This window comes from Rhodococcus sp. IEGM 1370, assembly GCF_033142325.1.
In the GTDB taxonomy this organism is placed as follows: domain Bacteria; phylum Actinomycetota; class Actinomycetes; order Mycobacteriales; family Mycobacteriaceae; genus Rhodococcoides.
In genome coordinates this window covers 574,804-599,815 of sequence record NZ_JAWLRY010000002.1, presented here as the reverse complement: position 1 = coordinate 599,815, position 25,012 = coordinate 574,804, and the positions used below count along the sequence as shown (strand labels likewise).

Genomic DNA, 25,012 nt, shown 5'->3' with positions numbered 1-25,012 from the left:
TCGCCGCCCTCACCGACGTACGAAACGGCCGATGCATTCGACGTGGCTGGTCGAAGGAAAGGCGTCGAATGCGCGCATGTCGATCAATTCGTATCCCGCAGCTCGATACAAGCTCACATCCCGTGCGAACGAGGCCGGATCACATCCGATGTGCACCACCGAACGTGGAGACCTGACGGCGAGGGCGTCGATCACGTCCCGTCCGGCACCCGCCCGAGGTGGATCGAGCACCGCAACCGCCGCCGGCTCGGTCAACGTCTCGAACGACCGCTCGACCCGACCCGGCACGAACGAGACCTGCGGTAGATCCTGCAGCGCCGAACGGCCGTCCTCGGCGGCGCGACGGGAGAATTCGACGCTGGTGACTCGGCCGCTCGGACCCACCCGATCGGCCAGCGCGGCGGCGAACACACCGACACCGCCGTACAGATCCCACGCACCGTCACCGGCTGTGGCGTCCGCCCAGTCCCCCACAACGTCGGTGTACACCTGCGGCGCGCCGCGGTGGGCCTGCCAGAATCCGGTGGCGTCGAGGGTCCACGCCCTGTTCGAGACGTGTTCGGTGACCCGACCCGATCCGATCACGGCCTTCTCCGGCCGGGACCGCGACGACGCAGCCCGACGCGCGGCCGCGCCACGACGCCCCGGCGATCGGCGTCCGGTGGGCGAGAGCTGCGCAGGCGCGATCTCCACCACGTGCCGCTCACCTTCCCCGTCGAGCACCACCTGCAGCTCGGCACCCGGCCGCCATTGCTGATCCGCCAGACCCTCGAAGGCCGCGGAATCCATTTGCGGACACGTCAGTTCGGTGACGATCGAGCTACTGCGATAGCGGTGATAGCCGGGCCGTCCGCCGGAATCCACGGCGAGTCGCACACGGGTTCGCCACCCGGTGCCGTCGCCGGACCCCGGTAGTTCCTCCACCTGCACCTCACGCTCGATTCCGGCGACGCGGCGAAGTTGTTCGGAGACGACGAAGGACTTCAGTCGCCGTCCGGCATCGGCACTCGCGTGGGAGTAATCGCAACAGCCCGAGCCGCCGGGTCCGGAGATGGGACAGCGCGCGTCCACCCGGTCCGGAGAGGCCGACAGAATCTCCACGGCATCGGCGCGACAGAACGATCCGCCCCGGTCCTCGGTCACCTTGGCCAGGACCCGTTCACCGGGCAATCCGTGACGCACGAACATCACCCGGCCGTCGTGGCGGGCCACACAGAACCCGCCGTGCCCTGGCGCGCCCAATTCGACCTCGAGCAGCAGCCCGAACCAACTCTCGCTCACTTGCCGGCCGGAGGCTCGTAGCCGCGACGCGACGCACCGGGCGCATTGCCGAGCACCTCACGCTTGGCCTTCTCGGACGACCGAAGCTGCCACGGCACGCTGGTGACCATCACGCCCGGCTGGAACAGCAGTCGGGATTTCAGTCGCAGCGCGCTCTGATTGTGCAGAACCTGCTCCCACCAGTGACCGACCACGTACTCGGGAATGAAGACCGTGACGACGTCACGAGGCGAATCGCGGCGAACACGCTTGACGTAATCGAGAACCGGTTTGGTGACCTCTCGGTACGGCGACTCGACGACCTTGAGCGGCACCGAAACGTCACTCGCCTCCCACTCCCGAACCAGCGCACGCGTGTCGGCTTCGTCGACATTGACGGTCACCGCCTCGAGCGTGTCGGGCCTGGTCGCCCTGGCATACGCCAACGCGCGCAGGGTCGGCATGTGCAGCTTCGAGACCAACACGATCGAGTGCGTCCGGCTGGGCAGCACTCCGTCCCATTCCTCGTTCTCGAGTTCGCGGGCCACGGTGTCGTAGTGCTTTCTGATCATGCGCATCAGGACGAAGATCGCCACCATCGCCACGATCGCGATCCACGCACCGGCGGCGAACTTGGTGATCAACACGATGACCAGCACCGTTCCGGTCATGCCGAGACCGACACCGTTGACCACCCGCGAGCGCTGCATGCGCCGGCGTTGCTCGGGATCGGTCTCGGTGGCCAACAGCCGCGTCCAGTGCCGAACCATGCCGGTCTGACTGAGGGTGAACGAGACGAACACACCGACGATATAGAGCTGAATGAGTTTGGTGACCTCGGCGCCGAACACGACGACGAAGGCGATCGCGGCACCGGACAGGAAGAGGATGCCGTTGCTGAAGGCCAAGCGGTCACCGCGAGTGTGCAGCTGGCGCGGCAGATACCGATCCTGTGCCAGCACCGAACCGAGCACCGGGAAACCGTTGAACGCAGTGTTGGCCGCAAGAACGAGGATGAGGGCCGTGACGGTGGTGATGAAGAAGAACCCGATGGGGAATCCGCTGAAGACCGCCTCCGCCAACTGCGCGATGAGCGTCTTCTGTTGGTAGCCCTCCGGCGCTCCGACGAGTTGGTATTCGGGATCCATCGCGTATTTGATGCCGATCTTCTGCGCGAGCAGGATGATGCCCATCAGCAGTGTGATCCCGATGACTCCGAGCAGCAGCAGCGTCGTCGCGGCGTTGCGCGACTTCGGCTTCTCGAATGCCGGTACCCCGTTGCTGATCGCCTCCACCCCGGTCAGTGCCGCACAACCGGACGAGAACGCTCGCGCGATGAGGAAGGCGAACGCGATGCCGTACAGGTGGGAATCCTCGGCCCGCAGATCGAAGGCCGCCGACTCGGCATGGATGTCGTCGCCGAGAACGTAGACCCGGAACAGGCCCCACCCCAGCATCAGGACCATGCCACCCATGAAGGCGTACGTCGGGATGGCGAACGCAGTTCCGGACTCCCGGATGCCGCGGAGATTGACGGAGGTGACCAGGACGATGGCCACGACAGCGAACAGCACCTTGTGCTGGGCCACGAACGGCACCGCTGACCCGATGTTCGACGCGGCCGCCGAAATGGACACGGCCACGGTCAACACGTAGTCGACCAACAGTGCGCTGCCGACCGTCAATCCGGCTGCGGGGCCCAGGTTGGTGGTCGCGACCTCGTAGTCACCACCGCCGGAGGGATAGGCATGCACGTTCTGTCGGTAGCTGGCCACGACGACGGCCATCACCACGCAGACGGCGAGACCGATCCACGGGGTGAACGCGACTGCCGAGATGCCCGCGACCGACAGCACCAGAAAGATCTCCTCGGGCGCATACGCAACCGACGACATGGCGTCCGAGGCGAACACCGGCAACGCGATCCGCTTGGGAAGCAACGTATGACCGAGCTTGTCGCTGCGGAACGGCTTACCGAGCACTAGCCGCTTGGCGGCAGTCGAGACCTTGGACACGCACAGAAGCGTAGGCCGTCCTCCCACGGGCGTCTCAACCACGCGCCCGAAACTGCGTCGGAGCGCACCCTCGATCCGTACGGTGGCCGATCCCCCGATACGTTGGTGCATGCCTGCCGGTCATGGCAGTGTCGGTCGGCAGTGGTCGACCATCGAGATCGGGACGGAGCTGGGCGTTGTACGTAGTTGTGATGGGATGTGGCCGCGTCGGCGCATCGCTGGCCGGGGCGCTCGAACGCATCGGACACGAGGTAGCGATCATCGACCGCGACGAAACAGCCTTTCTGCGTCTGGACCCCGACTTCGCCGGACATCGCGTCGTCGGCATGGGGTTCGACCGAGATGTGTTGGTGAGCGCGGGAATCGAGAAAGCCGAGGCCTTCGCGGCCGTGTCGTCCGGCGACAACTCCAACATCATCTCCGCCCGCGTCGCACGAGAGACGTTCGGCGTCGACAAAGTGGTCGCGAGGATCTACGACGCCAAGCGCGCCGCCGTCTACGAACGCCTCGGCATCCCGACCGTCGCCACCGTCCCCTGGGCCACCGATCGTTTTCTGCACAACCTGCTGCGCGACGACCCCACCACCAAGTGGCGCGATCCGTCGGGCAGCGTCGCCGTCGTCCTGCTCGACTTCCACGACGCCTGGATAGGCAAGAAGCTCTCGGTACTCGAGGAAGCCACCAACTCGCGGGCCGCGTTCGTCATCCGGTTCGGCAGCGGACTGCTACCGGACAAGCGAACCGTGATCCAAGCCGGTGACGAGGTGTACGTCGCCGCGGTCTCGGGAACCGTCGCCGAAGCGATTGCACTGGCGGGCAACCCGCCGCCGTCGGACGACTGATGCACGCGCGCACATTCCCCACCTCCCCCATCGACCCGAACGGGAAGCCATGAAAGTCGCTATCGCCGGAGCCGGCGCAGTCGGCCGATCCATCGCACGCGAATTGATCCGCAGCGAACACGATGTGATGCTCCTCGAACGCAAACTCGACCACGTCGATCAGGCCGCCATCCCGGAAGCGGAATGGGTGCTGGCCGACGCGTGCGAGTTGAGTCTGCTCGAAGCCGCCCACCTAGAGAATTACGACGTGGTGATCGCTGCCACCGGTGACGACAAGGCGAACCTGGTGCTCAGCCTGCTGGCCAAGACCGAGTTCGGCGTCAATCGCGTGGTGGCCCGGGTCAACGATCCACGCAACGAGTGGCTGTTCGATGCCGCCTGGGGCGTCGACGTCGCGGTGTCGACGCCGCGAATGCTCGCGTCCCTGGTCGAAGAAGCCGTGTCGGTAGGCGACCTCGTTCACCTGATGACGTTCCGCAAGGGTCAGGCGAACCTCGTCGAGATCACGCTGCCGGAGAACACTCCCCTGGCAGGAAAGCCGGTCCGCAAGCTCCAATTGCCCAGGGACGCAGCGTTGGTGACGATTCTGCGCGGCGGTCGAGTGATCGTTCCACAGCACGACGATCCGCTCGAAGGCGGCGACGAGCTGCTGTTCGTCGCGGCCAAAGAGGTGGAGAACGAACTACGCTCCGCTGTCGGCCTGATCTGACGACAGCCGATCCCGACTGCGGTCCGCGCTCGACGCAGCGTCGAGCGCGCGATCGGCAGCACGCACGGCCCAGAGCGTGACCAACAGCGCCACTCCCGTCAGCGGCCAGCCCATGCCGATGCGGGCAACGGCGAGCCAGCCCGTCTGGTCGGAGTCGTAGAGCTGCGACTGAACGATGTATCGAGCGCCGAACACCGATGCCCAGGCGATGGTGGCCACGTCGTAGTAGCGCACAGCCGACCGGTGGCCACGCCACGACGTTCCCTTGCCGTTGAGGTATCCCCAGATGATGCCGACCAACGGCCAGCGCGCGAGCACCGACAACACGAAAGCCGCACCGTAGGCGAGCGAGGTGTAGATGCCGAACAGGAAGTAGCCCTTGGCATCTCCCGTCCGGTATGCAATGAACGCGCAGATCCCGACTCCGAAGAATCCCGAGATGGCGGGTTGAATCGGGCTACGACGAACCAAGCGCCACACCAACACCGCGGCGGCAACTCCCAGAGCGGACCAGAGGGCGACCGACAGGTTGACGTAGCTGTTCACCGGAACGAACACGACGACGGGCAAGGTGGAGTAGACGAGCCCGCTCAGACCGCCGAGCTGTTCGAGGACGGTGGGAGCCACCTTCTCGACGCGGTCCGTGGTCGACGCGTCGGTTGTGGGTTCCGGCGTGTTCGATGTCGGCGTGGGCGGCACGGAATCGTCGCTGTTGGTCACGACAACGAGAGTGCCATACCGGCGACGATCAGCTGTCGTCGCGCAGTTCGTAGTAGGGGTTGTAGACGATCTTGCGTCCGTCTCGTTCGCCGACACGCCCGCGCACGAGCAGAGTCTTGCCGGGCTCGATGCCGGCGATCTTGCGGCGCCCGATCCAGAGCAGCGTCACCGTGTCGGTGCCGTCGAAGAACTCGGCTTCGATGTTCGCATTGGCCGCCTTCGAACAGGCTTCGACGCTACGCAACCGACCGAGCATGGTGACTTCCTCGCCTCGCAAGCAGTCGCACGCTCGCCGCGCCCCGGAGGCTTCGGAGGTTTCGGCCATCTCCTCGGCATCGAGTTGATCGATGTCCTCTGTCAACTTCCGCGTCAAGCGGCGAAAGTATCCTGCGGCAGCGGGTGCCATTGTGCGCTCCAGCGGTGGGGGTCGTTCCCTCGTCAGGGTGGGTACTTCGCCACTGTAGACCCGAAGTGTCACGCTGACCAACCGCCGCTACGGAGGTGTCGGAAGGCGTGCACAATCGTGTCGTGCACAGCCGATTCGACACCCGCACCGCGATCGTTCTACCGGGAACGGGGTCCGATGCCCGGTTCGCCGCCGACGCGTTCTCGGCCGCATTCGAGAGTGTGGGATTGACCACCATCGCGGTCGAACCCGACCCGGCCGCGGTGGTCGAGAGCTACCTGAACGCCCTCGACGACGCTGCGCACCGACACGGACACATCGTGATCGCGGGGATATCCCTCGGGGCCGCGGTAGCGGTTCGATGGGCCGCAGACCACGCATCGAACACTGCGGCTGTTGCACTCGCGCTCCCGGCGTGGACCGGAGACCCGGCCGGCTCCCCCGCGGCCCTGAGCGCGGAGTTCACCGCTCGATCCCTGCGTGAACAGGGGCTCGACGCCGTCACCGCGGCAATGGCAGCGTCGAGCCCGCCGTGGCTCGCGCGCACGCTGCGGAGGTCATGGGCTGCCCAGTGGCCCGCGCTTCCGGACGCGCTGGACGAGGCGGCTCGCCACCGCAGCCCCGAACTCGACGAGCTCGCTCGGCTGGAGCTGCCTGCCGTCGTCGTGGGCGCAGTGGACGACGCGGTCCATCCGATCGAGGTGGCTCGACAGTGGGCGCGGGCGCTACCGAACTGCGCGCTGCGCACCGTGACCCTGGACGACATCGGCAGCGACCCGGGATGCCTCGGCCGAGCGGCGGTCGACGGTCTCGACGGTCCGCAGGCTCAGCCGCCCAGCTGCTGAATCGCCGATCCCGACGCGCCCCGACGCGGCGCGCGGTCACGCTCGGCGGCGGTCGGCTGCGGCGTCGAATCCTGCTGCGGCACAACAGGTTCGGCGGTGGGTACCGCGGCCTGGGGCTGCGCGGCCTGTTGCGCAGCGTTCTGCTGAGCGGCCGCCTGCTGCTGCGCGGCTGCAGCAAGTTGCTCGGCCAGTACCTGCGGCAACACCACCGGCAACGGGGTCCGAACGGGATGCGGCTCGGTACCCCGATCCACCACGGTCTGCCGAAGGATCGTGTGCGCCAGCCGCACGAGCGGTTGGCCCTCGCCCACCGCACCCGACGGACCCGCCAGCACGCAGCGGACCATCCAGCGATAGCCGTCGACTCCGATGAAGCGGAGGTCGGCGTTGGCCGTGACACCGAGGAGTTCGCGTCCCCACGGACCCGTCTCGACCGTCGTCTCGGCCTTGTCGTTGCGCAGAGACGACGCCAGATCGGCTGCCACCTCGCGCCACTGACCGGGCGATTTGGGTGCCGCGTAGGCAGCGATGGTGATGCGCCCGAACTGCGTCACGATGTGCACTGCCTGCGGGCTACCGGCCTGCGACATCTCGACCTGGAGTTGACCGCCCTCCGGCAGCGGAATCAGCACCGAGCCGAGGTCGAGTCGGGTCTTGGCGACGGTCTCGCGATCGTCGTCGAGGTCCTCGAGATCGTGGGGCCCGTCTGCGGTCGTGTCCGCGGCCTCGACATCGTCGTCTTCGTCTTCGACGCTGTCGACGAATGGCTCCGCACCGGGCGCGGAGGCACTGCCGGCGTCGTTCTTCTTACGCCGTCCGAACATGTTCAGCTCTCTTCTTCTCGGTTGCTTCCACTGTGCCTGCCACCGGTGAACGTCGTGGCGGAACTCACTGCTTCAGACTCGCATGGCCACCGGTCGAACCGTGACCACCGGCCCCTCGAACGGTGTCGTCCAACTCGTCCACCTCGACGAACGTCACCAACTCGACTCGCTGCACGATCAGTTGGGCGACGCGGTCGCCGCGCTCGAGTTCGATCGGAGTGTGCAGGTCGTGGTTGATCAGACAGACCTTGATCTCCCCGCGATAGCCGGCATCGATGGTGCCCGGGGTGTTGACCACCGACAGGCCCGACTTCGCCGCCAACCCCGATCGCGGATGCACCAGCCCGACGGTTCCCAACGGGAGAGCGATCGCTATTCCGGTCCCCACCAGGACGCGTTCGCCCGGTGCGATGGTCACCGGAGCCGTGATTCGCAGATCCACGCCCGCATCACCGTCGTGCGCACGCGTCGGCACCGGAAGCTCGGGATCGAGCCGGCGTACCAGGACCTCGGACACCGGATCGGAAGGCAGGCGCGGGATGGTGGGTCGATCGACGGATGGTTCGCTGCCGGACTCGGTGACTTCGTCGCTCACGTCGTACGAGACTACGCTGGCCGGCTTCCGTCTCGGTGTGGCGACTACCCTGGGACTCGTGACTGCAGATCGACAGGCCGAACACGCGTCGGAGTCCGGCGACTCCACTCCCCACACGGGTTCCTCAGCACCCGCGAACTCCGTGCTGTACTCGGAGCGACTCTGGGTGCCGATCTGGTGGTGGGCGGCGGGTGCGGCCGTGGCGGTCTTGCTGGCTGCGGAGATCCACATGGGGGCACCGGGCATCCGGGCCTGGCTGCCCTACGTCGTGTTGCTCCCGCTGATCGCCTGGGCGTTGTTCGCCTTCAGCAGGCTGCGCGTCGAGGTGGGCACCGGTGCGACCGGCACCGAGCTACGCGTCGGGTCTGCTCATCTGCCACTCGATGTGGCATCCAAGGCCGCGATCGTTCCCGCGACAGCAAAAAGTGCGGCGCTGGGAAGGCAACTCGATCCATTGGCCTTCGTGCAGCACCGCACCTGGGTGAAACAGATGGTGATCGTGGTCCTCGACGACCCGGACGATCCGACGCCCTACTGGCTCGTCAGTACCAAGCGCCCCGAAGAGCTGCTGGCAGTCCTGACCGCGCACGGCGTCGAAGCGCGCTGATCCATCCGTCGATCGACGGTCGGAACCGTCGACACAGACCTGACCCGCTGGATCAGGTCTGTGTGGAAAAGGTCACGCCGCGCAGTCGCGGCACATCAGTACACCGTTGGCGTCACTGGCCAGCCGGCTGCGGTGATGGACCAGGAAGCAGCTCGAGCAGGTGAACTCGTCGGCCTGCTTGGGAACGACCCGAACCGACAGCTCCTCGCCGGACAGATCTGCACCCGGCAGCTCGAACGACTCCGCGGTGTCGGATTCGTCCACGTCCACCACGGCGGACTGAGCCTCGTTGCGTCGGGCCTTCAGTTCTTCCAGCGAGTCCTCCGACACATCGTCGGATTCTGTTCTTCTCGGTGCGTCGTAGTCGGTTGCCATTGTCTTCGTACCCCTCATCTTCGTGCGTGTGTGTGGTGAAAGCTGCCGATGTGGTCGGCTTGTGGCCGTCGGCTGTGAAGAGGGCGCTTGCTCGCTCCCACCGATGTTCGTATCTGTTCAAACCGTTCGTCGTCGCGCGGTGCCCGAAACTACACCGGGTAGTTCCCAGAACTCGCCGGTTGAAACCCGATCGAGACCTCGCTCACCTGATCGATCGTGCACCGGTGTCCGATTCTTGAAGCACCGCGGCCGCCAGACAATAGCCGAAGCCGGTCGCAAAGCAGAAACCGAATCGCCGATTGGTCCTTCACCTGGCTGCACGCCGCAACAACACCGGGATGGGCGGCTTCATTCCTTGCATCGCAGAACACTTCTCGCCGCCGGTTTCGGGCTCCGAATCGGGCGTCGCGCACGGGATCGGAGTAGGTGCCGGCCGAGTGTGCCGCCCCCACCGACCGCGGGCATCTACAGTAGGCACCGCGTCGGTGTGAACCGACTCTGTGGACCGGTCTCGGCAACTGCCGACGGAAAGGCGAAGATCACCGTGGTTTCTCTGATCACCGAAGGCCATTCGGTCGACGGTCGAGGTCGTCCGTTCCGTCGACGCCGCGCGTTTCCGATGATCGCGGTCTTCGCCGTGCTGGCCCTGCTCGGAGTGCTGGTGTGGGTCAAGGTGTTCACCACCTCCGAAGCCGCCTCCGCAACGGCCGAATGCAACGTGCCCACCACCACCGCCGCGACGGACGGGACGCAGCCGGCACCTCTCGGCGAAGAAGTGGACCCGACGACACTGCTCGACGTCGAGCCTGCCGCCCTGTCCGCGTCGAAAGTGCGCGTCTTCAACGCGAACGGTGAGCGCGGACAGGCAGCTCTCGTCGCCGCCCAGCTCATCGATTACGGTTTCGCCAGCGCACCGGACGTCCAGGTCGGCAACGATCCGGTCTACGTCGATCAGAACATGCAGTGCCAGGGCCAGATTCGGTTCGGCCCGGCCGGCCTGGCGGCAGCCAGTGCCGTGTCACTGGTCGCGCCGTGCGCCGAACTGATTCAGGATGCCCGCGCCGACGACTCGGTCGATCTGGCTCTCGGTACCTACTTCAGCGAGATCCAGCCCAACGACGACGCCGAGGAAGTGTTGCGCACGCTCGCCGGTACCGCACCCGGTGCCGCCCCTGCGCCACTCGACGCCGATCTGCTCTCGGCAGCACGCGAATCGCGCTGCTGACCGACCGGCGGCGCGTCAGCCGGGGATCGGATCGAGTGCACCCGCGCTGCGCAGTACCGCCAGGAAGGCGTTCGAGACACCTGGGGCAGCGGCCACCGTCACCGCACCCTGAGCGCTGGTGCTGTCGGCAGCAGGCAGCCTGACCGTCGCGCCAGCCTCGGCTGCGATCAGCCCACCCGCCGCCCAATCCCACGGACTGAGCCCGTGCTCGAAGTGTGCGTCGACAACTCCGGACGCGACCATGCACAGATCGAGCGCAGCCGAACCGATCCGGCGGATGTCACGCACCTGAGGCAGCAGTTCGGAAATGATCGCGCCCTGCACCGCGCGACGACCGGATCCGTAGCCGAATCCGGTGGCCAACAACGTCATCGACACATCGGTGACTCCCGAACAGTGCAGCTGCTCCTGGGTACCGTCGGCTCGCTCCACGGTCGCCCCGCGCCCGAGAGCGGCCGAGTAGACGAGCTCGCGGGCGACGTCGACCACGGCCCCCGCAACACTGACACCGTCGATCTGAACCGCGACCGACACCGCGTACGCCGGAATTCCGTACATGAAGTTCACGGTTCCGTCGATCGGGTCGAGCACCCACCGCACGCCGTCGAGCGAGTCGTTCTCGCTGCCTTCCTCCTCGCCGAGAATGGCATCCTGCGGCCGAAGCCGCGCCAGCAGCTCGCGGAGGACGCTCTCGGTTTCGGTGTCCACGATCGTCACCGGATCGGTCGGCGTGCTCTTCGACTGCACCGCGCCGTCACCCTCGATCGGTTCGCCGCCGAAGACCTCCGGGCGGCGTCGCCTGACGTGCTCGGCGGCTCGCGTCGCGACCCGTACGGCGAGCTCGCGCAGCACGTCCACCTCGCGGGTGTTCGATCCATCTGCTGCCACCTGCTCTTCCGGCAATTGTGTACTGGCGGTGTCGGTCTGAGATCGGTCTGGTTTCGGCACACGTACATCGCAACACACACCGACGTTCGAGCACCACCGCAGCGACCGCCGGTGACGTCACCGTCCCGCGAACGCCGAAACACACTATTGTTCGGAACCGACGGCATCACACGGATTCGATCACGCCAGGAGCGGCATCCACATGACACAGGCAGGTTCGGACAACACCACCGCTGCGGCAGCGCGCCACGGGTTCGGCGTCGACGTCGGCGGCAGCGGCATCAAGGGCGGAATCGTGGACTTGAGCACCGGTGAGCTCGTCGGCGACCGCTACAAGATCGAGACGCCGCACCCGTCGACCCCCGATGCCGTCGCGCGCACCGTGGCCGAGATCGTCGCGCACTTCGAGTGGACCGGCTCGGTGGGCGTCACCCTGCCCGCGGTGGTGACCAACGGTGTCGCTCGCTCGGCCGCCAACATCGACAAGTCCTGGATCGACACCGACGCCCGCGCGCTGTTCGCGAAGGCCATCGACACCGAGAACGTCACCGTGCTCAACGATGCGGATGCAGCCGGAGTGGCCGAGGACAAGTACGGCGGCGGCAAGGGCAGGGACGGCGTCGTCGTGCTGTTGACGTTCGGCACCGGGATAGGTTCGGCCGTGCTGCACAACGGCGTTCTGCTTCCCAACACCGAATTCGGCCACATGGAGATCGACGGCAAGGAGGCCGAGCATCGTGCGGCGTCGTCGGTGAAGGAGAACCAGGGCCTGTCCTACAAGGAGTGGGCCAAGGAGGTCTCGAAGGTTCTCGAGACGTTCGAGGCGCTGCTGTGGCCGGATCTTTTCATCGCCGGCGGCGGCATCAGCCGCAAGAGCGAGAAGTGGATTCCGCACCTGACCAATCGCACACCCGTGGTTCCGGCAACCCTGCTGAACACTGCCGGGATCGTCGGTGCCGCACTCGCAGCGGACTCCGCCGTACCGTCCGCCGAGACCGGTACGTCCGCGGGATCGCTGGGCTGACACGCGGGTTGCCACCTGCGTAGGGCGAGGGTCGGTAACAAACTCCTGAGAGGTCGTTACAATGGTGTGTGCCGGTACGCAGCCGGCCGAATCCGAAGACCTCTCCGCCGGAAACAACTCTGGCGTGACGCCGCACGACTTCGTCACGAAAGGGCGTACGTGGCAGCCACCGATATCCGTCAGACCGTAGATTCCGAAACCGAGTCTGCGACACCTGCACCTGCTGTCAAGGCACCCGCTGCGAAGGCACCGGCAAAGAAGGCACCGGCCAAGCGTGCCGCAGCCAAGAAGGCCCCGGCGAAGAAGGCCGCAGCGAAGAAGACAGCAGCTGCTCCGGCTTCCGACGACGCCGACGAGAGCACTCCCGGGATCGAGGACATCGACATCTCCGAGGGCGACCTCGCCGCTGCCGCCAACGATGTCGTCGAGGTGGTCGCCGCCGGTGACGACACCGAGGAAGACGCCACCGCCGAGCCGACTGCCGAGGACAAGGCGTCCGGCGACTTCGTCTGGGACGAAGAGGAATCCGAGGCGCTGCGTCAGGCCCGCAAGGACGCCGAGCTCACCGCGTCCGCCGACTCCGTCCGCGCGTACCTCAAGCAGATCGGTAAGGTCGCCCTCCTCAACGCCGAAGAGGAAGTCGAACTGGCCAAGCGTATCGAGGCAGGCCTGTTCGCGGTCGAGAAGATGCGTGAGTCCGCGGAGAAGGGCGAGAAGCTCCCCGTTGCGCAGCGTCGCGACATGACGTGGATCTGCCGTGACGGCAACCGCGCCAAGAACCACCTCCTCGAGGCGAACCTTCGACTCGTCGTCTCCCTGGCCAAGCGCTACACCGGCCGTGGCATGGCGTTCCTTGACCTCATCCAGGAGGGCAACCTCGGTCTGATTCGCGCGGTCGAGAAGTTCGACTACACCAAGGGCTACAAGTTCTCCACGTACGCCACGTGGTGGATCCGTCAGGCCATCACCCGGGCCATGGCCGACCAGGCCCGCACCATCCGCATTCCGGTGCACATGGTCGAGGTCATCAACAAGCTCGGACGCATCCAGCGTGAGCTCCTCCAGGATCTGGGTCGCGAACCCACTCCCGAAGAGCTCGCGAAGGAAATGGACATCACGCCGGAGAAGGTGCTGGAAATCCAGCAGTACGCGCGTGAGCCCATCTCGCTCGACCAGACGATCGGTGACGAAGGCGACAGCCAGCTCGGTGACTTCATCGAGGACTCCGAAGCCGTCGTTGCCGTGGACGCCGTGTCGTTCACGCTGCTCCAGGATCAGCTGCAGTCTGTCCTGGAGACTCTGTCCGAGCGCGAGGCAGGCGTTGTTCGTCTGCGATTCGGCCTGACGGACGGTCAACCCCGCACCCTCGACGAGATCGGACAGGTCTACGGCGTCACGCGCGAGCGGATCCGTCAGATCGAGTCCAAGACCATGTCCAAGCTGCGTCACCCGTCGCGTTCGCAGGTACTGCGCGACTACCTGGACTGATTCGTTCGATCCACCTGGAACAACGACCGCCGATCATTCCGATCGGCGGTCGTTGCTTTTTGCGGCGTGGATGCCGTCACACCTGCGGCACCCCGAATGTTCCGTCCGGCCCCGGCCGATAATCGACGACCGCAGTCACGGCCGCGATCGGTAGCGGTCCGTACAGGTGCGGGAAGACCATCGACTCCGGATCTGTCGGTACCCCCGGTTCCCACCGAACGGGTGCCGTCAGACGAGCCGGATCGATGCGCAGCAGAACCAGATCCGTGCGCCCGGAGAAGAGCCGATTCGCCGGCAGGTGCACTTGTTCGGGTGTGGACAGGTGCACGAACCCGACGGAATCGTACGAGTCCGGGGTGTAGTCGGCCCGACCGCGCATCGCGAGCCACTCCCCTGCCGTGCAGATGTGAACGAGGTCGTCCTGCTTGCTGGTCACCGTTCCATTCTGCAGTGTCGAGTGCGGCTCAGGGCGGCGGAATGTCGGCGACGCCACGATTTCTGCGGGCCGGTAGGCCACCGACGACGACGGCAGCGATGACAGCCACGATTCCCAGAGCCTCGAGAGCCGTCGGAATCTGGGTCAGCACCACGGCACCGACCACCGTCGCCGTCGCCGGAAGCAGCGCCAGCAACAATGCGAAGCGCGCCCGGCCCACTCGCACCAGGACGTACTGATCGAGCACGTAGGGAACCACACTCGACAGCAGCCCGACGCCCAATCCGAGAACCCAGATCCGCCAGTCTCCCAACGCATTCGAGTGCTGGACCGCGAACGGTCCGAACAACGGCACGGCCAGGAGTACGGATGCGATTCCGAACCCGGCAGCCATGTCGTCGAGTCCCTGGCCTGCGTCGGCAACCGACTTGCCCAGCACGATGTAGGCAGCCCACAGGGCCGCCGAGCCCAGCGCGAACGCGATCCCGACCAGCCCCACCTCGCCGCCCTCGAACTGCGCGGAAGCGATGGCCCCGACACCGGCAACCACCAGGAGCAACGCGCACACATCGGCAGGCCTTCTCGACCCGGCAGCAGCGACCGCGATCGGCCCGAGAAACTCGATGGCCACCGCCGCGCCGAGGGGAAGCCGGGCGATCGCCTCGTAGAACATTGCGTTCATGCCGATCGTCGCACCGCCGAACGCGGCGGCCGTGATCGCCCGACGCACGGTCCACGCCCCGCCGGTGCCCGCCCTACGCCGCCACGGCCGTCGCCAGAGCACCAGCACCAGCGCCGCACCGAAGCCGCGCAGCCACGCCACCGCGGCCGGATCGACGACGTCGAACAGGAACACACCGATCGCCGCACCGACGTACATACACACCGCGCCGATGACGAACAGGGATGGAATACCGAGCTTCGATGCACCGGAGAGCGAAGTGGAAGTCGAAGACACATCGGCGACCCTACTGCCGTGGCTCGCGTGAACCGGTATCAGCTCTCAGCGAACACTCTGGGAGATGTTCCTGCTCGTGGGACATGTTTCGTGTTAGTGACAACACAAAGAAACGCGCTCGGGAACAACGCGTGACCGCCATACGTCTGACAGAGTGAACGAACCGCGCCATACCGACGCGGCGGACCGGCCCCAGGCGAACGGGACAACCCGCAAGCCAGTACGGAGGAGTCATGCCCGGAACATTGACCAGCCCACAATTGACAGCAGCGGACCGGTGCGACCGGTGCGGTGCAGGGGCTCGCGCGCGTGTCGTGCTCTCGACCGGTGGAGAACTTCTCTTCTGCGGTCACCACGCCACCGAGCACGAAGCCCGTTTGCGTGAAGTGAACGCAACGGTGATGACCGAATCGGACTCCACGGTGTAACCCACCTTTTGTGTCGGGGGAAACAGGTTCGCCACGATCGACGAACACGAAGAAGACGGACGGTCACCAGACCGTCCGTCTTTTTCGTGCCCGGTTCCGCCCGTGGCCCTACATCTTCCGCAACTGCGCGATTCGCTCGCCCAACTGATCGGCCGACGCCATCGCCGTCGGCGGGCCGCCGCAGATACGACGCAGATCGCCGTGAATCACCCCGTGCGGCTTCCCGGTGCGGTGGTGGTACACAGCGACCAAACTGTTCAATTCACGCCGCAGGCCGGCCAACTGGCCCGCACTGGTGGCCCTGTCGTTGACGACGGCAGGAGCCGGCACCGCAGGGCCCGCAGCAGGCTTGTCGATCTGCTCTTGCTGACGCTGACGCAACAGGTCGCGCATCTGCTTCGCGTCGAGCAAGCCGGGCAGACCCAGATAGTCGGCTTCCTCGTCGCTGCCCGAGAACGTCGCGGTACCGAACGAGGAGCCGTCGTAGATCACCTGGTCCAGTTCCGCATCTGCACCGAGCGAGGTGTACGCCTTCTCTTCTTCGCCCAGTTCGTCCTTCTGCTTGTTGGCGTCGGCCAACAGCTCGTCGTCGAAACCGTCTTTCTCCCGGTGCGGTTTTCCGAGAATGTGATCGCGCTGCGCCTCGAGCTGCGACGCGAGATCCAACAGCACCGGTACCGACGGCAGGAAGACGCTCGCGGTCTCCCCCTTGCGCCGAGACCGCACGAAGCGGCCGATGGCCTGCGCGAAATACAGCGGGGTCGACGCGCTCGTCGCGTAGACACCGACGGCCAGTCGCGGAACGTCGACGCCCTCGGACACCATACGAACCGCGACCATCCAACGCTGATCGCTCTTGCCGAACTCGGCGATGCGAGCCGAGGACGTGGGGTCGTCGGACAGCACGATCGCCGGTGTCTCCCCCGTGATCACCTCGATCAGCTTCGCGTAGGCCCGCGCCACCGTCTGATCGGTCGCGATCACCAGACCGCCTGCATCGGGCATGCCGCCTGCCCGCAGTTGCGCGAGACGCGTGTTCGCCGCCAACAGCACGGCCGGCATCCAGTCGCCCTGCGGATCCAGTGCGGTGCGCCATGCCCTCGCGGTCTGTTCGGCATTGAGCGGCTCACCGAGCCGGGCGGTGTACTCCTCACCGGCACTGTCCCGCCAGCGCGCTTCTCCGGAGTACGCGAGAAACACGACCGGGCGGACGACGCCGTCCGCAAGGGCATCGGAGTAGCCGTACGCGTGATCGGCCTTGGACCGCATCAGGCCGTCCTGATCCGGTTCGTAGTTGACGAACGGAATGGGACTGTCGTCGCTGCGGAACGGCGTACCGGTCAGTGCGAGCCGTCGGGTCGCGTCTCCGAACGCTTCGCGAATGCCTTCACCCCAGCTCTTCGCGTCGCCGCCGTGGTGAATCTCGTCGAGAATCACGAGAGTCTTACGCGATTCGGTGCGCACCCGATGCTTGAACGGGTGCGATGCGATCTGCGCGTACGTCACGACCACGCCGTGATAGTCGCTCGAGGTCTGCCCGGTCGAGTTCGAGAAGCGCGAGTCCAATGCGATGCCGACCCTGGCCGCCGACTCCGCCCACTGGTGCTTGAGGTGTTCGGTGGGCGCGACGACGGTGACCTGATCGACGGTGCGATGGGCCAGCAGTTCGGCAGCCACACGGAGGGCGAACGTCGTCTTGCCTGCGCCGGGCGTTGCGACCGCGAGAAAGTCCTTGGGCGAGGCGACTAGGTACTTCGTCAGCGCCCGTCGCTGCCACGCGCGCAGCGGTGCTCCCCCGCTCGTGGGAGCGGCAGGCTGCTCGGTCGATGGTGGTGTCGGATCGAACATGTCAGCGCTCACTGGCCGCCGGTTCCTGGCATCGATGTAAATTCCTCGCGCTCTCGGTAGCCCTGCAGTGTCCGCCGAGGAGCCTATCGCTCCGCACCGACCGATCCCGCATCGCTGGGGCGAGTCGGATGCGACACGGCGAGTCGGCTGTTAGGCGAAGACGCCTTTCGTCAGGAATGCTGGAGGAACCATGAGCGAGTCTGCAGGCGGAACTCCACCACCGGAACGATTGTCGGCGAGAAAACCGCTACACGCGGTGTGGAAAGTGACTGTGCGCACTCTGAGCAAAGCGTGGGACGATTCGATCTTCAGCAAGGCTGCAACGGCCGCGTTCTGGCAGACGCTGTCACTGCCGCCGCTGCTGCTCGGTGTGCTGGGCAGTCTGGGACTCGTCGGCGGATGGTTCGGACCCAACACCGTCGAGATCATCGAGTCCAAGATCATCACGTTCAGCAACACCCTGTTCAGCGGCAGCGTCGTGGACCAGATCATCGCTCCGACGGTCAAGGACGTCCTCGCTCAGGGCAGCGGAGAGATCGTGTCCGTCGGCTTTCTGCTCTCGTTGTGGGCCGGGTCGTCGGCAATCTCGACGTTCGTCGATTCCATCGTGGAAGCGCACGGCCAGGCCGACGCGCGAAACCCCGTCTGGCAGCGGTTCTTCGCGCTACTTCTCTACGTGGGTTTCCTGGTGATCGCGGTCTTCGTGCTTCCGCTCGTCGCCCTCGGACCGGTGTACGTGCAGCAGATCCTGCCGGATTCGTGGATCACGGTGGGCAGCGAGCTCGTCGACTTCTTCTACTACCCGGCCGTCGGTCTACTGCTGATCATGGGTTTGACGACGCTGTACAAGGTTGCGCTGCACACCTCGCTGCCGTGGCATCGTCTCCTCGGCGGCGCTCTGCTGGCCGGGGTGTTCTTCATGATCGCGAGCGCGGTCCTGCGTCGATACCTCGGCTGGGTGACGAGCACCGGGTACACCTACGGTGCCCTGGCGACACCCATCGCGTTTCTGCTGTTCACGTTCTTCCTCGGCTTCGCCGTCGTGCTCGGGGCCGAGTTCAACGCGACGATCCAGGAGTTCTCGCCTGCACGGGCAACACGAATGGACCAGATGCGCGAGTGGATCGCAGCGCAGACCGCAACCGACGACAAGCCGTCGGGGCCGGTGACCGCTGTCGCCCGACGGCTGGCCACGGGGCCGATCAAACTGTCCGGCGACCGCGCCCGCTCGGGGCGTCCCGAGCCGACCCCCGACCGACACCCGGGAGACGGTGCTCAGTCGCCTTTCTTCAGGCCCTCGTAGACCTTCTTGCAGTCCGGGCACACCGGTGATCCGGGCTTCGCCGACTTGGTGACGGGAAACACCTCACCGCACAGCGCGACGACGTGCGTACCCATCACCGCGCTCTCGGCAATCTTGTTCTTCTTCACGTAATGAAAGAACTTCGGCCGGTCGTCTTCCGTGGTTTCGTCCGGTGCGATATCGGGACGGTCCTTCGTCTGAGTGCTCATGAACACAGATTAATCCGTGGATCCCCATCGAGGGGTAACCGGTTGCACAAGCTCGTTGCAAGCATTCTGTGAGCAGTAGTGCCACAGTGGAGGTATGACGAGAACCCCAGGGTTCGACGGAAGCGCGTACAGCGACTCGCCGGATGGGCCCGTCCTTATCACCGAGGCGCAGCAGTCGGTCGAGGAGCAGCACAAAGCTCGCGTCCGCAAATACATGTTCATCATGTCGTTCCGCATCCCGGCGTTGGTGTTGGCTGCCATCGCGTACGGGATGTGGATGAACCCGTGGATCTCCATGGCAATAGTCGGAGCGTCCATTCCTCTACCGTGGATGGCTGTGCTGATCGCCAACGATCGGCCGCCCCGCACCAAGGACGAGATGAGCCGGTACGACTACCGGACCGTCGACAGGCCGCAACTGGAATCGAGCAACCACCGGGTGATCGAAGCGGGCGACGACTGACGCACCGGCTCTCGCCGATGCGACACTTGCGTCGTGACTGCACCGAACTCCACGTCCCCGCTCGTCCTCGCCTGCTCCGATCTTCGTGATGCCTTCGAGCGGGCGGGGTACGACGCCGACGGCGTGCTGACGCTGCTCGGGGACGACGCCCATGCTGCCCTCGGTCGCAGCGAACCGGTGCCGGTGCGCAACGCCAGTCGGGACGGCGGCGCGCTGGGTGTTCTGGTACGCCTGTTCCTTCTCGTCGACGACTGCGCCGAGTCCGACGTCGCCGAAGCCATCGCGCCGTTGACGGTCGACGACGCCGTCTCGGCCGGGATTCTGACCCGTTCCGGGTCCACGGTGCGGACGCTGCTCGACATTCGACCGCTCGACACCGGACACGGAACCCGATGGATCGTCTCGGATCCGGACGGCAGCATGCGCGTCGCGGAGACTGCTCGCGACCACGTGCTCGGCGTCGGCCAGGCCTCGTTGTCGCTGCTGAGGGGAACCCCCACGTCCCCGGTGACCAATGTTCTCGACGTCGGTACCGGCTGCGGCGTCCAGGCCGTCCACGCCTGCGACTATGCGGCGCAGGTGACCGCAACGGACATCAGTCCGCGGTCGATGGACCTCGCGGCGGCGACGATGGCGCTCAACGGCCTCGACGTCGAGTTTCTGCACGGTTCGTGGTTCGAGCCGGTTACCGGGCGTCGATTCGATCGCATCGTCGCCAACCCGCCGTTCGTCGTCGGCCGCGCCGAAGTGCTGCATTCGTACCGCGATTCCGGCCTCGATCTCGACGGCGCGAGCGCTCTGATGATCGGCCGGGCCCCGGACCATCTGACGCTCGGTGGTACCGCTGCCATCCTGGCCTCGTGGGTGCACGTCCGCGGCGAGGACTGGCGTGCTCGCGTGGCGTCGTGGCTTCCCTCGCACGGGATCGACGCCTGGGTCGTCGAGCGCGACGTCGCCGATCCCGCGCTGTACGTGGGCACGTGGATGCGCGACGGCGGACTCGATCCCCGCGATCCCGACGCGGCCGCGGTGGCACAGTCCTGGCTCGATCACTTCGCTGCCGCCGACGTGGAAGGAATCGGTTTCGGGTTCGTCTATCTCCGCAGTACCGATGCGCCGACCGATCTTCTCGCCGAGGAGCTCACGCACGGCTTCTCCGACCCGCTGGGCAACGAAGCGATCGAGTACTTCGCGCGGCTGGACTGGCTGCGAGAGCACGACATCCTCGACTCGGTGCTGACTCTGGAACCGACCACCGCACTCGAACGCGTCTATCTCCCCGGCGACGAGGGCTGGGCTCCGATAGCGGTGCGAGTCCATCGCGGAAACGGCCCGCAGTGGCAGCACGACGTCGACGAACTCGGTGCGGCTCTGCTCGCCGGGCTGCGACCCGATGGCCTACCGGTCGGTGAACTGGTGGAGTTGCTCGCTGCTGCGCACGACGAGGACGCAGAGGAACTGGCACAGCATGCGGTGACGATGATGCAGGGGCTCGTCCGGCACGGCCTGGTTCTGCCGGCCCGATGAGTCCCGGACGTCACCCCACGAGAGCGACCGTTCCCGGCGGTTTCACTTCTCAGCAACTTCTCAGGACGAACATGACGTAATCCCTGGTCACGCGGGTATCCACCGGATCGGCGTGGGAACTTATCGGAGTCTCCCGAGCGTTGAACCCTGTGAGACACCACCGACCAGGAGGCAAGTCATGACCAGCCCCAGCACCACGATTCGTCCACGGCCGACCGACGCCGATCTGGACGCCCAGAGCCCAGCAGCCGATCTCGTTCGCGTGTACCTCAACGGAATCGGCCGCACCGCGTTGCTGACGGCTGCCGAGGAAGTAGATCTGGCCAAGAGGATCGAGGCTGGTCTGTATGCGAAGCAGGTTCTCGAGAACACGAAGAGGTTGAGCGCGGTCAAGAAGCGCAACCTCGCCATCATCGTTCGCGACGGCAGTGCCGCCCGCAGCCATCTCCTCGAAGCGAACCTTCGCCTGGTCGTGTCTCTTGCCAAGCGCTACACCGGGCGCGGGATGCCCTTGCTGGACCTGATCCAGGAGGGCAACCTCGGACTCATCCGCGCGATGGAGAAGTTCGACTACGCCAAGGGCTTCAAGTTCTCGACCTACGCGACCTGGTGGATTCGTCAGGCCATCACCCGCGGAATGGCAGACCAGAGCCGCACCATCCGGCTGCCTGTCCACCTGGTCGAACAGGTCAACAAGCTGGCCAGGATCAAGCGTGAACTGCATCAGCAGCTCGGCCGCGAGGCAACGGACGAGGAGCTGTCGAGCGAATCGGGTATCGCGGTGGAGAAGATCGCCGACCTGCTCGACCACAGCCGCGACCCGGTGAGCCTGGACATGCCGGTGGGCAGCGACGAGGAAGCACCCCTCGGCGACTTCATCGAGGACTCCGAGGCGACGTCCGCGGAGAATGCCGTCATCGCCGGACTGTTGCACAGCGACGTTCGCGTCGTTCTCGGCACTCTCGACGAGCGGGAGCAGCAGGTCATCCGTCTCCGTTACGGCCTGGACGACGGACAGCCCCGCACCCTCGATCAGATCGGCAAGCTCTTCGGCCTCTCCCGTGAGCGTGTCCGTCAGATCGAGCGCGAGGTGATGGTGAAGCTTCGGCAGGGCGACCGCGCCGAGAAGCTGCGGTCCTACGCCAGCTGAACGTCACCACCGACCGGTGGCGCAGCGGTGACCATCCCCGCTCGCGTCACCTCGTGCGGTAGCCGAGTCGACGTCCTCTCCCCCTGGGACGTCGACTCGGCTTCCGCCTTTTCGATGCCGGTCTCGGTCAGCGCAATCGACGCGGGCCCAGATCGGCCTTGGTCGGTTCCGGACCGATGCGGACGCGAGCATCGGTGATCTGTGCGCCGTCGGCGGACGCCAGAACCGGCTCGCAGGAGATCTCACGAATGTCGGCGATGTCTTCTGCCAGTGCAGATATTCGCTGCACGAGATCGATCAATGCGTTTTTGTTGACGGGCACCGCATTGCGATATCCGGACAGCAGCGGAGCCGCCTTGGGCGCGTCGATCAGCTGCGCGGCCTCGTCCTCGGTCAGCGGAAGTACCCGATAGGCACGGTCGCCCAGCAGGTCCGAGATGACGCCGGCCAGACCGAACGAGATGAGCGATCCGAACGACGGGTCGTCCTGTACGCGTACGACGCAGCCGATTCCCTTGACCGCCATGCGCTGGACGTGCAACAACGGCTCGCCCGAGTCTGCCGCCAGATTGCGATACGCCACCCGCACCGCGGACGCGTCCGCCATGTCCAGTCGCACTCCGCCGAGATCCGGCCGGTGCCGCCACCGTTCACCGGTCGCCTTGACCGCCACCGGGTAGCCGAGTTCGTCTGCCGCTGCGACGGCCTCGTCCTCGTCGGTCACCGTCCTGAAAGCGACGACGTCGAGGCCGTAGCAGCCCAGCAACTCGGCGGTTTCGAAATCGGAGAGCCACCGTCCGTGACTGCCTGCCGAACGCCAGCCCTCGACCAGCTGCTTGGCGCGTTCGGAATCGATGCTCTTGGGGCGGACCAGGTTCGACACCGGTCGCGACCGCCACGCGGAGTAGCGCCACGCGGCGGCGAGGGCAGCAACCGCTCGCTCCGGGCTCGAGTACGAGGGCACCGAACCGCGGATGGGGTATCCACCCGGCCCGCGGACCGCCAGGACGTCCGGAATGCCCTCGGTAGCGAGGAACGTCGAGAGTACGGGCTTGTCGGATCCACGGACGGCGTTGCCGAGCGCGGTCGCGAACGGCTCCACCTCCACCGCCACCGGGGGTACGAACACGACGATGACAGCGTCGATGTCCGACGCGGCCAGTGCCGACGACACCGCCGCGGCGAAATCCTCGGGACCGGCCTGCGGACCGACATCGATCGGGCTGCTCGCATGCAAGCCCTTGGCCCGCGCAGCGTCGACCGCCAACACCCCGAGCGCAGTCGAGTTTCCCACCACGGCAACCCTCGGTCCGACGGGCAGCGGCTGATTTCCGAAAAGCACCGCGCAATCGAAGAGTTCCGAGATGGTGTCGACCTGGATGACTCCGGCCTGAGCGAACAGTGCGCGCACGATCGAGTCGTCGATGTCGGCACCGATCGCGTGTGCGGGCGGCACGGCCCCGCGGCCGCTCTTGACCGCGATGATGGGCTTGCTGCGCGCCACCCGTCGGGCGATCCTGGTGAACTTCCTGGGATTACCGAAGCTCTCGAGGTACAGCAGGATCACCTCGGTGGCCGGGTCCGAATCCCAGTACTGCAATAGATCGTTACCGGACACATCGGCGCGGTTTCCGGCCGAGACGAAGGTCGACAGTCCGAGCCTGCGGTTGGCGGCCTCGTCCAGAATCGCGATGCCGAGGGCACCGGACTGACAGAAGAACCCGACGTTGCCCGGAGTGGGCAGATGCGGAGCCAGAGTGGCGTTCAGACCGAACTCGGGATCGGTGTTCGCCACACCGAGCGCGTTGGGCCCGATCAACCGCATTCCGTGCGCCCTCGCCGCGAGCACCAGCCGTCGCTCGCTCTCCTGCCCCGCAGGTCCGGTCTCGCCGAATCCACCCGAGACCACCAGCAACGCTTTGACGCCCTTGTCGAGGCAGTCGTCGAGTACCGCGTCGATCGCATCGGCCGGTACCGCGGCGATCGCAAGATCGACCGGATCCGGGATGTCGTGCACCGTGGCGTAGGCGCGGACCCCGCGAACCGAACGATGGTCGGCGTTGACGGGATAGACGGGCCCGGTGAAGTTGCCCGCCAGCAGATTCGCGAGAACGGCGTTGCCCACCTTCGAGCTGTCCGTCGACGCTCCGATCACGGCCACCGATCGTGGGCTCAGTACGTTGCGCACACTGCGGGCCTCGGCGGCACGCTCACGGGAATTGCGCACCGACAGCAGAGCTTCGCTGGGGTCGATGGCGAACTCCAGTCGCAGCACACCACCCTCGAAGGACCTGCTGACCTGGTACCCCGCCTCCCGGAAGACGGTGACCATGTTCCGGTTCTCGGCGAGCACCTCGGCGACGAACATGTTCACCCCGTTCTCGGCGGCCGCTCCCGCGAGGTGTTCGAGCAGGATCGGACCCAGCCCGCGGCCCTGGTGCGCGTCGGCGACGACGAAAGCCACCTCGGCGGAGTTGCCGTCCCCCTCGGGCAGTCGCTCGTAGCGGCCGACCGCAATGATGTCGTCACCGAGCACTGCGACGAACGCCACCCGGTCGTGGTGATCGACCGTGGTGAAGTTGAGCACGTCACGCTGCGGCATCGTGGGGTACGGGCCGAAATACCGCAGGTATCTCGTCCGCTCGGACAACCGGCCGTGGAATGCGACGATCCGTTCGGAGTCCGACGGGACGATGGGACGCAGGTGCACCACACCGCCGTCGGAGGTCAGGACGTCGGCAACCCAGTGCCGCGGAAAGGATGTTTCCGCTCGCTCCCTGGCCAGGTCCTTGTCGCTCGGTTCCTGGTCGCGCGGTTCCTTGTCACTCGGTTCCTTGTCACTCGGGTCCGACGCCGCAACGGCCGGC

The 25,012-nt window shown here is 66.1% G+C and carries 25 protein-coding genes; 12 read left to right on the top strand and 13 right to left on the bottom strand.

Going from position 1 to position 25,012, the window contains the following annotated elements; translation table 11 throughout:
* Positions 1-9: 9 nt before the first annotated feature.
* Positions 10-1,281, bottom strand: a complete 1,272-nt coding sequence (locus R4P47_RS06035; protein ID WP_317784260.1) for a class I SAM-dependent RNA methyltransferase — start codon at positions 1,279-1,281, stop codon at positions 10-12.
* Positions 1,278-3,275 carry an APC family permease gene (locus R4P47_RS06030; RefSeq protein WP_317532446.1) on the bottom strand — a complete coding sequence of 666 codons (1,998 nt, stop codon included), beginning with the start codon at positions 3,273-3,275 and terminating at the stop codon, positions 1,278-1,280. The genes R4P47_RS06035 and R4P47_RS06030 overlap by 4 nt, the downstream gene beginning before the upstream one ends.
* 176 nt (positions 3,276-3,451) lie before the next feature.
* On the opposite strand from R4P47_RS06030, the gene R4P47_RS06025 reads away from it, so the two are divergent.
* Together R4P47_RS06025 and R4P47_RS06020 are read left to right on the top strand one after the other, a co-directional pair.
* Positions 3,452-4,117 carry a potassium channel family protein gene (locus R4P47_RS06025; RefSeq protein ID WP_037190085.1) on the top strand — a complete coding sequence of 222 codons (666 nt, stop codon included), beginning with the start codon at positions 3,452-3,454 and terminating at the stop codon, positions 4,115-4,117.
* A gap of 49 nt (positions 4,118-4,166) precedes the next feature.
* Positions 4,167-4,826 carry a potassium channel family protein gene (locus tag R4P47_RS06020; protein ID WP_068050636.1) on the top strand — a complete coding sequence of 220 codons (660 nt, stop codon included), beginning with the start codon at positions 4,167-4,169 and terminating at the stop codon, positions 4,824-4,826.
* Here R4P47_RS06020 and R4P47_RS06015 read toward each other — a convergent pair.
* Both R4P47_RS06015 and R4P47_RS06010 read right to left on the bottom strand, forming a co-directional pair.
* Positions 4,800-5,453: a DUF3159 domain-containing protein gene (locus R4P47_RS06015; protein ID WP_068050641.1), complete on the bottom strand. Its 654-nt coding sequence runs from the start codon at positions 5,451-5,453 to the stop codon at positions 4,800-4,802. The two genes, R4P47_RS06020 and R4P47_RS06015, sit on opposite strands and share 27 nt — an antisense overlap.
* Positions 5,454-5,574: 121 nt before the next feature.
* Positions 5,575-5,952: an OB-fold nucleic acid binding domain-containing protein gene (locus R4P47_RS06010; RefSeq protein WP_068050637.1), complete on the bottom strand. Its 378-nt coding sequence runs from the start codon at positions 5,950-5,952 to the stop codon at positions 5,575-5,577.
* A gap of 122 nt (positions 5,953-6,074) precedes the next feature.
* Here R4P47_RS06010 and R4P47_RS06005 point away from each other — a divergent pair, with 122 nt between their 5' ends.
* Entirely contained in the window at positions 6,075-6,797 is a 723-nt protein-coding gene (locus tag R4P47_RS06005; protein ID WP_317784259.1) for an alpha/beta fold hydrolase, read from the top strand.
* Here R4P47_RS06005 and R4P47_RS06000 read toward each other — a convergent pair.
* Both R4P47_RS06000 and dut read right to left on the bottom strand, forming a co-directional pair.
* On the bottom strand, positions 6,779-7,621 hold the full coding sequence (locus R4P47_RS06000; RefSeq protein ID WP_094669061.1) for a DUF3710 domain-containing protein: 843 nt from the start codon (positions 7,619-7,621) through the stop codon (positions 6,779-6,781). The genes R4P47_RS06005 and R4P47_RS06000 overlap by 19 nt on opposite strands.
* 64 nt (positions 7,622-7,685) lie before the next feature.
* On the bottom strand, positions 7,686-8,138 hold the full coding sequence (gene dut / locus R4P47_RS05995; RefSeq protein WP_094642394.1) for a dUTP diphosphatase: 453 nt from the start codon (positions 8,136-8,138) through the stop codon (positions 7,686-7,688).
* A gap of 220 nt (positions 8,139-8,358) precedes the next feature.
* On the opposite strand from dut, the gene R4P47_RS05990 reads away from it, so the two are divergent.
* Entirely contained in the window at positions 8,359-8,823 is a 465-nt protein-coding gene (locus R4P47_RS05990; RefSeq protein WP_068050644.1) for a DUF3093 domain-containing protein, read from the top strand.
* Between the two features lie 72 nt (positions 8,824-8,895).
* Here the strand turns inward: R4P47_RS05990 and R4P47_RS05985 are convergent, their stop codons facing one another.
* Positions 8,896-9,198, bottom strand: a complete 303-nt coding sequence (locus R4P47_RS05985) for a DUF4193 domain-containing protein (RefSeq protein WP_027496891.1) — start codon at positions 9,196-9,198, stop codon at positions 8,896-8,898.
* Positions 9,199-9,742: 544 nt separating this feature from the next.
* Between R4P47_RS05985 and cei the strand changes: the two genes are divergently transcribed.
* Positions 9,743-10,423 (top strand): envelope integrity protein Cei, encoded by a 681-nt coding sequence (cei, locus tag R4P47_RS05980; protein WP_068050645.1) that lies wholly within the window; start codon positions 9,743-9,745, stop codon positions 10,421-10,423.
* Between the two features lie 15 nt (positions 10,424-10,438).
* On the opposite strand, the gene R4P47_RS05975 is transcribed toward cei, so the two are convergent.
* Positions 10,439-11,326, bottom strand: coding sequence for an inositol monophosphatase family protein (locus R4P47_RS05975; RefSeq protein ID WP_411567306.1), 888 nt, complete (start codon positions 11,324-11,326; stop codon positions 10,439-10,441).
* 187 nt (positions 11,327-11,513) lie between these two features.
* Here R4P47_RS05975 and ppgK point away from each other — a divergent pair, with 187 nt between their 5' ends.
* Entirely contained in the window at positions 11,514-12,335 is an 822-nt protein-coding gene (ppgK, locus tag R4P47_RS05970; RefSeq protein WP_317784258.1) for a polyphosphate--glucose phosphotransferase, read from the top strand.
* Positions 12,336-12,494: 159 nt separating this feature from the next.
* Complete coding sequence (locus R4P47_RS05965; protein ID WP_068050647.1) at positions 12,495-13,823, top strand: RNA polymerase sigma factor; 1,329 nt, start codon at positions 12,495-12,497, stop codon at positions 13,821-13,823.
* 76 nt (positions 13,824-13,899) lie between these two features.
* Here the strand turns inward: R4P47_RS05965 and R4P47_RS05960 are convergent, their stop codons facing one another.
* Both R4P47_RS05960 and R4P47_RS05955 read right to left on the bottom strand, forming a co-directional pair.
* Positions 13,900-14,259, bottom strand: a complete 360-nt coding sequence (locus tag R4P47_RS05960) for a DUF952 domain-containing protein (protein WP_269596111.1) — start codon at positions 14,257-14,259, stop codon at positions 13,900-13,902.
* A 28-nt stretch (positions 14,260-14,287) separates the two neighbouring features.
* The gene (locus R4P47_RS05955; RefSeq protein WP_317784257.1) at positions 14,288-15,217 is read right to left on the bottom strand and encodes an EamA family transporter; all 930 of its coding nucleotides are present in this window, start codon (positions 15,215-15,217) and stop codon (positions 14,288-14,290) included.
* 233 nt (positions 15,218-15,450) lie between these two features.
* Between R4P47_RS05955 and R4P47_RS05950 the strand changes: the two genes are divergently transcribed.
* Positions 15,451-15,645 carry a hypothetical protein gene (locus R4P47_RS05950; RefSeq protein ID WP_027496884.1) on the top strand — a complete coding sequence of 65 codons (195 nt, stop codon included), beginning with the start codon at positions 15,451-15,453 and terminating at the stop codon, positions 15,643-15,645.
* A 108-nt stretch (positions 15,646-15,753) separates the two neighbouring features.
* Here the strand turns inward: R4P47_RS05950 and R4P47_RS05945 are convergent, their stop codons facing one another.
* Positions 15,754-17,493 (bottom strand): DEAD/DEAH box helicase, encoded by a 1,740-nt coding sequence (locus R4P47_RS05945; RefSeq protein ID WP_094642023.1) that lies wholly within the window; start codon positions 17,491-17,493, stop codon positions 15,754-15,756.
* 190 nt (positions 17,494-17,683) lie between these two features.
* On the opposite strand from R4P47_RS05945, the gene R4P47_RS05940 reads away from it, so the two are divergent.
* On the top strand, positions 17,684-18,796 hold the full coding sequence (locus tag R4P47_RS05940) for a YihY/virulence factor BrkB family protein (protein ID WP_068050651.1): 1,113 nt from the start codon (positions 17,684-17,686) through the stop codon (positions 18,794-18,796).
* On the opposite strand, the gene R4P47_RS05935 is transcribed toward R4P47_RS05940, so the two are convergent.
* The gene (locus R4P47_RS05935; protein WP_068050652.1) at positions 18,769-19,005 is read right to left on the bottom strand and encodes a DUF3039 domain-containing protein; all 237 of its coding nucleotides are present in this window, start codon (positions 19,003-19,005) and stop codon (positions 18,769-18,771) included. The two genes, R4P47_RS05940 and R4P47_RS05935, sit on opposite strands and share 28 nt — an antisense overlap.
* Before the next feature lie 94 nt (positions 19,006-19,099).
* Here R4P47_RS05935 and R4P47_RS05930 point away from each other — a divergent pair, with 94 nt between their 5' ends.
* The 3 genes from R4P47_RS05930 to R4P47_RS05920 all read left to right on the top strand — a co-directional run bounded on the left by R4P47_RS05930 (position 19,100) and on the right by R4P47_RS05920 (position 22,145).
* Entirely contained in the window at positions 19,100-19,468 is a 369-nt protein-coding gene (locus R4P47_RS05930) for a DUF3099 domain-containing protein (RefSeq protein ID WP_068050653.1), read from the top strand.
* Positions 19,469-19,501: 33 nt separating this feature from the next.
* On the top strand, positions 19,502-20,995 hold the full coding sequence (locus R4P47_RS05925) for a methyltransferase (RefSeq protein WP_317784256.1): 1,494 nt from the start codon (positions 19,502-19,504) through the stop codon (positions 20,993-20,995).
* Between the two features lie 178 nt (positions 20,996-21,173).
* Entirely contained in the window at positions 21,174-22,145 is a 972-nt protein-coding gene (locus tag R4P47_RS05920) for a sigma-70 family RNA polymerase sigma factor (protein ID WP_032377730.1), read from the top strand.
* A 127-nt stretch (positions 22,146-22,272) separates the two neighbouring features.
* Here the strand turns inward: R4P47_RS05920 and R4P47_RS05915 are convergent, their stop codons facing one another.
* Positions 22,273-24,930 carry a bifunctional GNAT family N-acetyltransferase/acetate--CoA ligase family protein gene (locus R4P47_RS05915; protein WP_094642396.1) on the bottom strand — a complete coding sequence of 886 codons (2,658 nt, stop codon included), beginning with the start codon at positions 24,928-24,930 and terminating at the stop codon, positions 22,273-22,275.
* Positions 24,931-25,012: the final 82 nt, after the last annotated feature.

Bases quoted from the DNA above. Each gene is read 5' to 3' on its own strand.
- R4P47_RS06020 (WP_068050636.1), top strand. From the start codon at position 4,167: ATGAAAGTCGCTATCGCCGGAGCCGGCGCAGTCGGCCGATCCATCGCA.
- R4P47_RS06010 (WP_068050637.1), bottom strand. From the start codon at position 5,952: ATGGCACCCGCTGCCGCAGGATACTTTCGCCGCTTGACGCGGAAGTTG.
- R4P47_RS06000 (WP_094669061.1), bottom strand. From the start codon at position 7,621: ATGTTCGGACGGCGTAAGAAGAACGACGCCGGCAGTGCCTCCGCGCCC.
- R4P47_RS05985 (WP_027496891.1), bottom strand. From the start codon at position 9,198: ATGGCAACCGACTACGACGCACCGAGAAGAACAGAATCCGACGATGTG.
- ppgK (WP_317784258.1), top strand. From the start codon at position 11,514: ATGACACAGGCAGGTTCGGACAACACCACCGCTGCGGCAGCGCGCCAC.
- R4P47_RS05950 (WP_027496884.1), top strand. From the start codon at position 15,451: ATGCCCGGAACATTGACCAGCCCACAATTGACAGCAGCGGACCGGTGC.
- R4P47_RS05945 (WP_094642023.1), bottom strand. From the start codon at position 17,493: ATGTTCGATCCGACACCACCATCGACCGAGCAGCCTGCCGCTCCCACG.
- R4P47_RS05940 (WP_068050651.1), top strand. From the start codon at position 17,684: ATGAGCGAGTCTGCAGGCGGAACTCCACCACCGGAACGATTGTCGGCG.
- R4P47_RS05935 (WP_068050652.1), bottom strand. From the start codon at position 19,005: ATGAGCACTCAGACGAAGGACCGTCCCGATATCGCACCGGACGAAACC.
- R4P47_RS05930 (WP_068050653.1), top strand. From the start codon at position 19,100: ATGACGAGAACCCCAGGGTTCGACGGAAGCGCGTACAGCGACTCGCCG.
- R4P47_RS05920 (WP_032377730.1), top strand. From the start codon at position 21,174: ATGACCAGCCCCAGCACCACGATTCGTCCACGGCCGACCGACGCCGAT.